Origin of the sequence: Streptomyces sp. NPDC093598 (assembly GCF_044764825.1) — a bacterium.
GTDB lineage: Bacteria > Actinomycetota > Actinomycetes > Streptomycetales > Streptomycetaceae > Streptomyces.
The window spans coordinates 604,094-615,410 of the sequence record NZ_JBIWIV010000004.1 but is presented as its reverse complement, the minus strand read 5'-3'; the positions used below and the strand labels follow the sequence as shown (position 1 = coordinate 615,410).

Below are 11,317 nucleotides of genomic sequence, written 5' to 3'. Positions count from 1 at the left end.
ACTCGGCTTCCAGGCCGATGAGTCCGCAAACAGGGAAGCCACGGGGGTTGGCCCTGCGGCGTTGCGAAAGGGAGCGGCTTCATGGCCAAGGACCTTGATGTCACATATCAGGACATGCGGGATGCAGCCAAGCATGTCGTGAAGGAGAAGGAAAAGCTCCAGGAGAAGCTCGAGGGGCTGAAGAAGTACATCAACAACCTCGTGCAGGGCGGCTACGTCACGAAGAGCTCGTCGAAGGCGTTCGACGAGAACTTCGACGAGTTCGTACGCGGCATGAAGGACACGCTGGACGGTCTGGACGGCATGGGTGACTACCTGACCATGGCTGCGGACAAGTTCGAGCAGATCGATGAGGAGCTTGCGAAGCAGGCTCGGAGCAAGTGACGTTCTGCTGAGCGTGCGGGCGGTGCGGCGGGGTGTGCGGACGCACCGCCGCACCGCCCGCACTGAGGACGGGTTAGCGGGGGAGGGGGACGACGAGTGGCTGAGCCTCTCGCCGAACAGACCGGAAAGCCGGCCGACGGAGAAGCCGAGGATGGCGGCCGATCCGGGGTTCGCAACGGTTTCGGTGTCGCCGGGGTGGTTGTCTTCCTTGTCGCAACCTTGGCAGCGATCTTGCTGGTGATGGGCCTGTCCAAACGCCTCGCGCGCGAGACGATCCCTGAACTGGCGGAAGTACCGGGCGGCTTCTGGACGGTCGGTGCGGCCCTCGGACTGATCACCGTCTTCGGTGCGACGGCAGGCCTCCGCGCCGCGTCTCTGACCACAGCCACGACCCGCCTGACACGCGCCTGGCATGCCGTCCTCACGGCCGTCTGCTGTGCGCTGGCGTTCGGCCCGTTTCTGTATCTGCTCAGCGGGCTGCGCAGCAAGAACTGCCGGTCCTCGGACTGTGCGTACATTCCCGGGACCGGCACCGCGTTCCTGACCTACGCCGTCAGTGCCGGTCTGGTGGGCTGGCTCCTGTATCGCTGGAACAGGGCACGGGCCGAGGAACGGCGGGCTCAGGAGCGGGAGAGGGTGCGGAGGCTTCGAAAGAAGGGCAAGGGAAAGAGTCGGGCGGCACGGCGGCGTTAGCACGCAAAGCCGCGGCCTCACTGGCCGCACCACCCGGTATCTGTATCCCGACTAAGCTTTCGTTACCGGCATGCCCGCGTCGGACAGCGCCTCGGTGGTGGCCTTGGAGGCGGGCGGCCCGAGTTCGCTGGCGTCTCCCGAACGAAGCAGCGCGTCGACGGCAGACGAAGAGCCACGCCACTCCACTGCCGATGAGGACCGCACCCTGTACTTCGGCGAGCTGTGGGTCGGGACAGCACCGTTTGTCCCACGGACCGGCAGAGCACCCGCGTCGACTGCAATAAGGACCCGGTGCCCGCGGCCCAGGCAGAGGACATCGCCTCGGCGAACTGGCTGACCAATGTCCCGACGTAGCGCACAGAATGCACCACGGCTCCATCGGAGAAGGCCGACGCTACGGAACTCGCTGCGCAATCGAGTTGAACCCGCACGATGGCGCATGCGTTCAACCTTGGGCCATCCAGCACGTGAAGCAGCAATGCCATCCAGCCCGCTATGGCAAGGTTGGAAGCATCTTGCGGGTTTGCGGCGACGAAGATCGCGGTGCTCAGCCGAGTAACCCGCAGGTGTTCACGCTGAAGCGCCCCTGCGATCTCGCCCGGTCTCCAGCAGCACGGCAGCAACGGCGAAGAGGTGGCGCTTGAGGTGCATTTCCCTGAGGGAACGGGCTACGCGACAGCGCGAACGGTCTCGGTGATCACCAGTCTCTCATCAGAGCGATCTACCCTGAAAGTACTGACAAGCAGAAGGCGTACTCTACGTAATTCCCTGCTTCTTACTGGGCGTCACTGATCCACAGGCTTCTGGCGAAATCGTCCACCGCGTCCGCGTAGGCCGCCATGTGACCCGGGTCGTTCCAGACTATGTAGAAGCAGAGGTCGACTCCGGACTCTTCGGCGCGCCAGCCGTATCGGACGGTCACCATGAGCTGGTCTTCTTTGGTCGACCAGTAGCGGGTAGAACGGAGGCCTTCGCCCAGGCGCTCGGTAGGAAACGGTTCCACCTCCACGGGGCGGATCAGGCTCTCGGCGTCGGCCTGGATGATCTGCCGCAGGGTGGTGTCACGGTCGCCTTCGCTCTCGGCCATGAGGAGGAAGGCCGGGATCGGCATCTGGTCGGGGACTGGGATGAACAGGAAGGCTTGGTCCGCTGGCGTCAGCTTCGAGAAGTCCTTGACATATGCGGCGAGGAACGTGCGGAGCGCCTTGACCCTGCGTCGTTTGGGCTTTTCCTCGTGCGCGTGAAGTACAGCCAAGGCGCAGAGCTCAGCCCATTCCTCCCGCTCACCCTCACTGCTCCAGTGCATAGGGGTCGGAAACCACTGGAGCGTCTCCGAGTCCGTGTCCACATACTTCATCGATGGCTCCAGCGGAACGTAGTCATCACGGCGTCGAAGAGATCGACCAGAAGGTCCGCCATCTCGCCGTCCGGACGCCCGTCCGCGACGGTGCTGAAAGAGATCGTCAGCCATGCGGGCGGGGTAGAGTCCGGAATCTGGAGGAGGTATTCGACGCGCCGTGAGGCAAATTCGACATCCTTGTCGGTGTCGGGCTGGGCCACGCCGTCCATACGGAAGCCGGTTGCGCCGTCGATGGTGACTTCCTCGCTCTGCGAGGCATCGGGACGGAGCGAGCTCAGGATCAAACCGGAATCCAGGGACGCCGCTGGCGCGGTAAGGGGTTCGGAGACGATGAAGGAGGCCGGAAGGGCCATTCCGTCCACGCGTTCGACCGGCAGATGGATATCCATGGCGCGCGTTTCGCGAGCCTGCCGGGCCACTCTCTTGAGCCGCTTGATCAGCTCCATCCGCGCCTTGGACAGGTCATCTCGAGGGATGTTGTCCGGCAGCTCGTCCACGGAACGGTCGACGATGCGCTTGATGGCCTCGCTTGTGCCCTCCCGCAGCGGGATCATGGCCCAGCCGGGCGGCGGTACGAGGTTGTAGCCGATGGGGGCTGCGGTCGTGGTGTCGATGGTCTCAGGCACGTCGAGCCCTTTCCCGGATCGCGGAGCCGAGTACCAGAAGAGGTGTCAGGAGAGCCCCGAAAACTCCCACCCAGTAACTCGTGACGATTGCTGGCAGGACGAGCATGAACGAGATGGCCATCGCGTGGGTCAGGCCCGCGGGGCGGCGGTCGGGGCGCGGGTGTTGAACGAAAAGGACCAGCAGGCACACGATGGCGGCCGTGACGACTCCCCGCTGAAGCCACACCCAGGCGGGACCCAGTGATTTGGGGATGAAGAAGGCGCCGCCGACGTAGACAAAAAGGTACGCAAAGGGCACGATGGTGCAGAGTCGTGCCAGTGCCACGCCCCCGCCGCCCAGTCGGTCGACGAGGGAGCCGGACATGTTCCCCTGTGATGTCATGTGACTCTCAAACTTCCTGTGCCGGCACTTACCACGTGGAGCCGATCGGCGCTTTCCATGTGTTCTCTTTCCAGTCGTTGTAACCGTCGCTGGACCACTTGTCGGGGAGGATGCCGTCCGTGCCCTTGGACGCCGCACTCCATGCGTCGCTCTGACCGAAAATTTTGTCCGTGGCGTCGGCGCCGGCTCCAGCGTAGATGGAGGCCATGGCAATGCCGTAGCCGGCCCGAGCCTTCGCGGTGTTCCCGACGGCCGCCTCCGGGAAGGCAGCCGCGTTCTTGGCGAACTGTGACGCATGGGCGGCGAGCTCGTCGTCACCGAGATGCGCCCACTTGGACGCCGCACTTGGCTGGGGAAGTTCCTTCGTCACCAGTCCGGCTTCGCCTGAGATCTTCTTCCGAGTGTAGGTGAGAAGGTCCTTGTAGAACTTCTTCGCGCCCTCGTCCGCGGTATTCGCGATGTCCCGCTGTAGCGAGTTCATCATGGACCTGTGCGCGGCCAGCCCAGTCTTGACGCGAGAGGTGCGGGAGGCGATGGCGGCGGTCTTCGTCGCGGCGTTGGCCCCCTTCAACATGGTCAGCCCTGCCCGTCCGGCCCCCATGGTGAGAAGGCCGATCGAATCCATCGCCACTTCCATCCAGCTCGCCTCGCCCGCCGCCGCCAGCAGGCCTCTCGTGACGAGGATGATGCCACCGAGGGCGAGCGCCAGAAGATTCAGGCCGGGAATGAACAGGGCGATGACGCCGATGATCGTGGCCGCCCAGCCCAGGGCGTCCAGCACGATTTTGATCGTGTCGATGTTGTCGTGCATCCAGCCCTTGAAGTCATCCCACAGGCTGTCCTCGATCGCGTCGTCCAATTGGTCGCGGATCTTGTTGGCGTGGTGGCGGGCGCGCTCGTCACGGTTGCCCTTGATGCGGTCGAGCTGGTCTCGATAGTCCTGGAGTGGGTCGCCCTTCGTGCCGCTGGGCGACGCGCTCGGCTTCTTGTCGTCCCCGGCCTCCTTCTTGGCCTTCTCCGCGTCGAGGTTCTCCTGTTCCTTCTTCGCGTTGGCCAGGACCTTGTCGGCCTCGGTCTGGAAATCCTCAAGGTCGTTCGCCCAGTTGGTCAGGTGCCCGTGAACTCGCTCATAGCGGTCCGCCACCTGGCCCAAGCGCTTCTCGAGGTCGTCCGCTTCGTCCTTGAGTTTTGCGGCGTACTTTCCCTTGAGCTCGTTGTCGTTCCCGATTCCGCGCAACATCTTCGTCTGCTCGCGGAGCGAACTCGCGACGGACTTCATGTGTCGTACTTCGCGCCGGATCTCCTCCGGGTCGCCCGGCACAGGGTCGGAGTCCGCAAGGGGGTGCCAGTCGCGCGGGCGGGCTTTAGAAGGGGTCGTCACTTCTTCTTCCTTGCTTTCCGCAGCTCGTCGGCCAACTGCTTGTCCGCGCCGGTGAAGCCGTCGATTGTCGACTTCACGAGCTTGCTCACTCCTTCGAGGTTTTCGAGCAGCTTGCTGCGGTGGTCGTCCCAGTTGTTGACGAATTCGCCCATGGCATCCGCTATTTCGCCACTGCCCCAATAAGAGCTCATGTCATCTTTGCGGTTATTGAGGTTTTTGAGCTCTTTGTGAATACTCTTGAGTCTGCTTTCCGACTTCACGAGTAGGTCGACGTTGACGATGAGGTCGGAGTCGTCTGTCATGAGATCAGCCTCGCTTCTCGCACGGATGCCGCGTGACGGTGCTTTGTCGGGTTTGTCGGCATTCGTGTTGCGCGGGCGGAGGTTGGGCGTGCATGTTCGGCGCGGCAGCAACCAGCAAAGGCTGGCGGTTCAAGGTAACTCCCCCGTGAGGCTAAAGGCTTAGTCAAGCATCCGAACGCTAGCGCTGGTGTTGCTGGTTTCGCCACAGCGAACAGCTGTAGGGGCGTGAGCAGAAGGGGCGATGACGGACTAATCCCCCTGTGGGACGGGAAGGGTTTGGTGAGCGTACCCAGAGGTCTGGTGAGGCTGTCGTGAAGGTCTGGACCCTCATGAGCGGCGCACGGAGCGCCGCGAGAGAGCCAGTCGCAGAGGCAGCGCCTGTGTCCTCTCCCGGCCGTTGCTGTACCGGTCAAGGCACCAGGGAAGCTGCTGCGCCCAGCCCTTCAGTGCGACTACCCCTATCGAGCCGTGACCGTCGCTCGTGAAGTGATTGCCGGCCTGCGCATGGGGAGCCGCAGGCCGGCCGTCGAGTTACCTGTTGACGGACTGGATCTCCTGGACGGTGACGTCTTGGGCGTTGCCGAAGGTGCCGTCCGGGAGGTCTCCGCCCGCGCCGCCGGTGCCGGTCCAGTCGATTTCCCACGTGATGGTGGCCCGGAGCTTGTACGTGCCGTCGCCGGAGGAGCGGAGGTACCTGATTCCGCACGGCGGTGTCTCATCGGCCCTCCCCTTGGCGTATGGCTCGCCGATGGAGTTGTCGGCGTTGATGACGCACTCGCCCGAGGCCGGGTACGTCACGGCGTCCTTGGTGCCCGGCTCCAGCTTGAGGGACACCGGCTTGGCGGTGGTGGTGGCCTGGATGTTAAAGCCGGGTACGTTGAGGGCCGCCGTCGCCTGGACCTCGTCGAAGACGGCCTTGTCGAGCCAGGCCCAGGTCGGAAGGTTCACCTTGGTGTTGGCCTCGGGGGCGAGAGTGACCTTGGTGTCGGGCAGCTGCATGTGCTGGTAGGCGAGAGCGGCGAGTATCTCCGGTGAGATGGCCTCTTCGTACTGGGGCGGCGGGGCCTCGCCGTTCTCGACCCAGAAGGGGAGGTCGGTGCATGAGGTCCGCTTGAGGTAGTCCGGCTCGTCGGGGTTCTCGACGCCGGCCCAGAACATCCCCTTGCCGTCGTTCTCGACGTTGTAGTCCTTGTAGCCGGGAGTGTCGGTCCAACCGTAGTTGTCTTCGTAGTGGCGCTTCTTCTCGCCGATCGCCGAGCCCGCGGTCCCGCCCATTCCCGGTGTGTTCAGCTCCCGCTCGATGTCCTTGGACATCTTCGCCTTGAAGTCCTTGGCTCCGAGGTAGGGCGCGTACCAGCACGGCGGTGGCGTCCAGTTGACATCCGAGGACGTCACATTTCCGGTGCCGCCACCCTTGGCCACGGATCCGGAGTACTGGATGCGGGCGGCGGCATAGATGCCAGTTTCATTGGTGCCGCCCGTCTCCTGTTTGCCACCTCCCTTGCCGAAGTCCACGGGTTCCGCCGCAGCGTCGGGTGCCGTGAGCAAGAGAGCACTGGCCGCAAAAATCAAGGCAGCAGTGCCGACGCCGAGAACTGAGGAGAGGGAACGGCTCACCGGCACTTCTCCGCGCTCGTCTCGACGAACACCTTGGATGCCTGCCACAGGCCTTCGCCTGTCGGGACCTTGACCATGACAACCTTGTAGTAGCCGAAGTCCTTGAGGCTCGGCTTGGTCTTCACGACCTTCCCCGTCTTGACCTCTTTGCCGTAAAACTTCCCCGTGTCCGCGCAGAACGCCACCTCAACGGACTTGCCGTTCGGGGCGGAGCGTGTGGTGGAGTCGTAGTGGCGTCGCGTGCCTTCGGCCGTCCAGCCGCCCTTGATCCATTCGTTGATCTGCACCTGGGCGTAGTGGAGCCCTTCGCCGGTGGAGTAGGTGGTGACTGCCGCGTCCTTGGTCGTGCGTTTGGCGACGCCCCGATAAATGGCCCGGAGGTAGTTCGCGGCATCATCCATCGCAGCCGCCTCGTTCTTGTCCTTCGGCTTGTCCCAGTCGAAGACCAGGTTCATGTCCTTCGGCAGGGACACGTCCACGCCGTCCGGCTTGTCCTCCGCCGGTGCAGCCGGGGAATCCGCAGATTTCTTCGGGGACTCCGCTGCCTGGCCGACGCCGGCGATCTTGTTGTTGTCGCCGGACTTGTCGTCCCCGCTACCGCAGGCCGTCGACAGCAGTGCTGCCGTCACCGTCAAGGCGGCAGCAACGGGCAATGAGCGGCGCTTCACAGTGACTCCCCGTGAGAGACAGAAGTTTGGTTGGTGCACTGACGGTACCGGTGAGCTTTCCAGTTTCACCAGCGCGAACTTCCGCGAAGACACGGGCATTGCCGGATGTACAGGTCATTCCGGCGTGAGCCGACTTGCCTCAGTGGAGTGCTCCCCGCGGTAGCTCGATCTGCCTCAGCTGTACCCACCGCCCCAGTCGCCCTTCATCGCGCGCCGCCACCACGAACAACACAAACGGCGCCGGGACCCCGACGGCCACCATTGCCCACGTCGGCAGGAGCCAACCCAGTTGGGAGACGCACAGGCACCACCCCAGCATGGCCGTCGAGGTGCGGGCGAAGGACTTCGCGTCGCCGGTCATCCTGCGCCTGCTGTCCGCTGACCTCGTGAGCAGCGCACCGACACGCATGCCCAATGCCGCTCCCGCCAGGAGGCCCCACAGCGCCCCGACCGAGCCGGGTGCCATCGGGGCGTTCCGGCGGGACGCCGTGCTCGGTGTCGGTGGGGTCAGCGAGGACACCCTCGCCGAGGACACCGAGTGAAGTGGAACGACCGCCGGGCCCGCGCGCTGTTCAGCGCCCTGCGCGAGAACCGGCCGCCCGGCTGATCAACGCGTCCTGCTCAGACCGGCCGACGTGGGCATCAGCGACCCGTACCCGCTCGCCGCCCACGCGCTCCGTCCGGCCGGGACCTCGAAGTAGGGCACCGTACGGCCGTTCTCGTCCGTGTCGGTGAGCACCTCCGGGGCGCGGCGGTTCCGCAGCGCGTCAGCGCACTCCTGGCACACCGCCACGTCGAGCCGGTCCCGGCGGCCTAGCGGACGCCAGCCGGTGCGGAGGTCGGCGCGGCCGTGCAGGGGGTTGAAGAAGCAGAGGGGTAGGCCGGGAGAGCCGGTCAGCGCGTCGCGGCCCTCCTGCGCCAGGGCCAGGGCGCCCGCCAGGTCCGGCAGGCCCCGGGCCTCGTCGAGGACCGTGCCGGCCGCCGCGTACGCGTCGAGGGCCTGCTGGAGACCGGGGGTCGCGGCCGCGTCGGCGGCCTGGGTCGCCTCGCCCAGCGCCAGGATCTCCGACTCCGCACGGCGCCGTACCTGCGCCTCGTCGGCCGCGCGGGCCGTGGCGAAGACCAGTTGGGGGACGGCCGGGGAGGGCCGCCGGGAACGGAGCAGGGCGGCGCGGGTCACGAGCACGGTCAGGGCAAGGGCCGGTACGGCGAGGAACAGCCACCAGCCGGTCATGCCGGACCCGGACCCGGACCCGGACTCAGAACCGGATTTGGAACCGGATTCCGCGGGTGGGGACGATCCGCCCAGGTCCCTCGTCGCCTCCTCGTAGCGCTGCGCCCCCTTGCCCTCCGCCACCAGGTCCACGGCCTTCGCGGTCAGGTCCGCCAGCCCCGAGTCCCGCATCTCGTCCAGGAAGCCTGTGGCGGCGACGGCATCCCGAGCCTGGTGGCTGTCAGCGGGCCACTCGTAGCCCTCCAGGGAGTCGGGAAACTCGCTGTCCGTCGTGATGACGATGAGTTCGCGCTGGTCCGGGAACCGGTCACGGACGATCCCGGCCAGCACCTCGGAGTCGCCGTCGAAGGCGTCGCCCTTGGTGAGGGGCGTGAGCACGACCTTGATGGGCAGGCCCGTGCGGCGGATCCGGTCCGCCAATTGCCGCTGCCGGGTCGGCGGTACGGCGTCTGCGTAGGCCTCGTCGACGTAGACGGGCGAGGTGCGCAGGGCGGTCGCGATGCGCTGCCCCGCACTCGGGGTGGCGCCGTCCGCCGCGGTGGCGGTGGCGGTGGTGAGCGCGGTCAGCAGTAGCGCCGCGAGGGTGGTGATCACGCGCTTCACGTCAGTGGACACCTGCGGTCTCCCTCACCTTGTCGATGAGCCGGGCGATGCCGTCGGGTACGGCGGTCAGGGGGCCGTCGGTCATGTCGTAGTAGGGGATGCGGGTGTTGCCGAGGGAGGGGTCGGGCAGTTTCAGCAACCGGCCCGGGATGCCGCCGGGTTCGGCGACGGCGGTGTCGCGGCAGGGCTCGCAGACGGGAAGCAGGCGGCGCCTGTTGCCCTCGGCCGAGACGCGGACGTGGTGGCGGTGCGCGGCGGGCCCGTGGAGCGGGTTGACGCCGCAGCACCGGTCGGCCGCCCCTCCGGTGAGCGCGGCCCGGCCCGCTCGGGCGAGCACGATGACGGCGACCAGGGTCGCGGGATCCGTCCCCGGTTCCCGGGTGCGGCCGGGGTCGCCGTCTACCAGGAGCAACGCCGCGTCGAGGTGGTCCCAGGCGCGGGCGCGGTCGTCAGGATCGGTGAACCCGGCGACCAGGGCGGTGAGTTCGGCATAGGCGGTGTGCCGGAGGTAGGACGTGGTCGGTTCCGTCGGGGCGGTGAGCGGCAGCCGGTCGGACGGCTCGGGCACGGGGGAGCGCCGCCGCAGCAGGACCCGGACGATCCACACCGCCCCGGCCACGAGGCCCGACAGCAGGAGCGCCGCGAAGGCGCCCACGAACAGGCCCGGCCAGAAGTCCGTTGAGAACAGGGGCGGGAGGGTGTTCTCGTCCGCGGCCCTCGGGGCGGCGGCCGGGGCGGGCTCGGACTGTGGCCGGTCGGTGCGCGGGGTCTTGTCGAGGAAGGTCATCAGCGTGTCGAGACGCTCGCCGAGGAGGTGGTCGTCGGCCTCGTCCGCCCTGCTGTCACCTAGTGTCACGGAGTCCGGCAGATCGAAGGACAGGTGGCCGGAGTCCAGGCGCAGGCCGTGGTTGTAGACGTCGATCGTGCCGTCGTCCGGGTCGGCGACCACGTACACCCCGTCCCCGCCCACCTTGGCGTGCACCGCCGCGGCGAACAGTTCCGAGTCACCGGCCGACTCGCTCTCCGGCGTCTGCGGCACGAGGGAGACGTACACCGGGCCGCCGCCGGCGGAGCGCCGGAAGTCTCGGATCCGCTCTTGCAGACGGTCGAGTTGCCGGGCGTCGAGCACGCGCGGGCTCTCCGGGTCTGCGTACACCGGGTCCTGTTTCAGACCCGCCGCGACTCGCTCCGCACGGGCGGACAGGTCGGCGGGGGTGGGCGGCTTCGCCGCGCTCGACTTGGTCTGGTCGAACACGACGGTGGCGGTGAGGGTGACGGCGGCGGCGGAGAGGAGAGCCGCGCCCAGGGCGAGCCGGCGCAGGGCGGGCTTCTTCGGACGCCCGCGCGTCGCGAAGGCCGCCAGCAACAGGATCGACAGGGGCACACCGGTGAGCAGGATGCCCGTGAGGAAGGACTGGTTGCGGCGGTCGGAGGGGCCGATGTACATCTCGGCGGGCTCGTCGTCCCGGTACGTCTCGCGAGCGGCCTCGGCGCGGGCGGTGGCCTTCTCGTCGCCCTGCGCGATGACATCGGCGAAGTGCTCGAAACTGAGCAACGGGCCCGCGTCGTAGGGAGTTTCGTACCGGGTGACAGTGACGGCTGCATCAGCGGGGGCGCGGACCCCGAAGGCCATGGCCTCCGCGATATCCGCCCCCTCGAACAGGACGTACAGCCCGTCGCGCCCGAGCCGGTCGTGCACCGCGCCGAGAAGCTGCCGGCCGTCCGTGCTGCTCTGCATGGGCAGGACCAGGACGAAGGTCGGGACGCCGGTCTTCTTCGCGAGCCTGGCGAAGTCGGGGGCTGTCGACCGTGGGACCTCGCGCGGGAGCTGGTCGGTGACGTAGACCGGATTCTCGCGGAGGCGGTCGGCGAGGTAGGCGGCCTGAGTGGGGGCGTCCGCGGCGCCGGCGGGTGTGGCGGTTGCGAAGAGAACCGTCAGCGAGCAGAGGGCGAGGAGCAGTCGGAGAACGCGGGCGCTGCCGTTGCTCCTTGCCCGTGTCCGTGTCCGTGCTGCGCAGGCGTTGTTGGTCGTGGCTGCTCTCACCGGTGAGTCCCCCGCGGTCCGTT

Annotated in this window: 12 protein-coding genes; 3 read left to right on the top strand and 9 right to left on the bottom strand. The window is 66.9% G+C overall.

The genetic code is table 11. The features are described 5' to 3' along the window. Positions 1-81 precede the first annotated feature (81 nt). Positions 82-384: a WXG100 family type VII secretion target gene (locus ACIRDU_RS18175; protein ID WP_033309092.1), complete on the top strand. Its 303-nt coding sequence runs from the start codon at positions 82-84 to the stop codon at positions 382-384. A gap of 96 nt (positions 385-480) precedes the next feature. Continuing rightward, entirely contained in the window at positions 481-1,077 is a 597-nt protein-coding gene (locus ACIRDU_RS18170; protein ID WP_403580395.1) for a hypothetical protein, read from the top strand. Between the two features lie 775 nt (positions 1,078-1,852). Here the strand turns inward: ACIRDU_RS18170 and ACIRDU_RS18165 are convergent. The 7 genes from ACIRDU_RS18165 to ACIRDU_RS18135 all read right to left on the bottom strand — a co-directional run bounded on the left by ACIRDU_RS18165 (position 1,853) and on the right by ACIRDU_RS18135 (position 7,413). Then, entirely contained in the window at positions 1,853-2,434 is a 582-nt protein-coding gene (locus ACIRDU_RS18165; RefSeq protein ID WP_403580392.1) for a hypothetical protein, read from the bottom strand. Then, positions 2,431-3,063, bottom strand: coding sequence for a hypothetical protein (locus tag ACIRDU_RS18160; RefSeq protein ID WP_403580389.1), 633 nt, complete (start codon positions 3,061-3,063; stop codon positions 2,431-2,433). Before ACIRDU_RS18160 ends, ACIRDU_RS18165 begins: the two co-directional genes overlap by 4 nt. Next, entirely contained in the window at positions 3,056-3,427 is a 372-nt protein-coding gene (locus ACIRDU_RS18155) for a hypothetical protein (protein WP_403580386.1), read from the bottom strand. The genes ACIRDU_RS18160 and ACIRDU_RS18155 overlap by 8 nt, the downstream gene beginning before the upstream one ends. A 46-nt stretch (positions 3,428-3,473) precedes the next feature. After that, entirely contained in the window at positions 3,474-4,826 is a 1,353-nt protein-coding gene (locus tag ACIRDU_RS18150; RefSeq protein WP_403580384.1) for a hypothetical protein, read from the bottom strand. Next, the gene (locus ACIRDU_RS18145; protein ID WP_403580381.1) at positions 4,823-5,128 is read right to left on the bottom strand and encodes a WXG100 family type VII secretion target; all 306 of its coding nucleotides are present in this window, start codon (positions 5,126-5,128) and stop codon (positions 4,823-4,825) included. Before ACIRDU_RS18145 ends, ACIRDU_RS18150 begins: the two co-directional genes overlap by 4 nt. A gap of 531 nt (positions 5,129-5,659) precedes the next feature. After that, positions 5,660-6,676, bottom strand: a complete 1,017-nt coding sequence (locus ACIRDU_RS18140; RefSeq protein ID WP_403580379.1) for a hypothetical protein — start codon at positions 6,674-6,676, stop codon at positions 5,660-5,662. A gap of 65 nt (positions 6,677-6,741) precedes the next feature. Continuing rightward, a complete protein-coding gene (locus ACIRDU_RS18135) occupies positions 6,742-7,413 on the bottom strand; it encodes a hypothetical protein (RefSeq protein WP_403580376.1) in 672 nt (223 codons plus the stop codon). Positions 7,414-7,730: 317 nt separating this feature from the next. Here ACIRDU_RS18135 and ACIRDU_RS18130 point away from each other — a divergent pair, with 317 nt between their 5' ends. Further along, positions 7,731-7,955, top strand: coding sequence for a hypothetical protein (locus ACIRDU_RS18130; protein WP_403580645.1), 225 nt, complete (start codon positions 7,731-7,733; stop codon positions 7,953-7,955). Positions 7,956-8,020: 65 nt separating this feature from the next. Here ACIRDU_RS18130 and ACIRDU_RS18125 read toward each other — a convergent pair whose 3' ends face one another. Further along, positions 8,021-9,262: a hypothetical protein gene (locus tag ACIRDU_RS18125; RefSeq protein WP_403580373.1), complete on the bottom strand. Its 1,242-nt coding sequence runs from the start codon at positions 9,260-9,262 to the stop codon at positions 8,021-8,023. Next, on the bottom strand, positions 9,252-11,294 hold the full coding sequence (locus tag ACIRDU_RS18120; RefSeq protein WP_403580371.1) for a hypothetical protein: 2,043 nt from the start codon (positions 11,292-11,294) through the stop codon (positions 9,252-9,254). The genes ACIRDU_RS18125 and ACIRDU_RS18120 overlap by 11 nt, the downstream gene beginning before the upstream one ends. Positions 11,295-11,317: the final 23 nt, after the last annotated feature.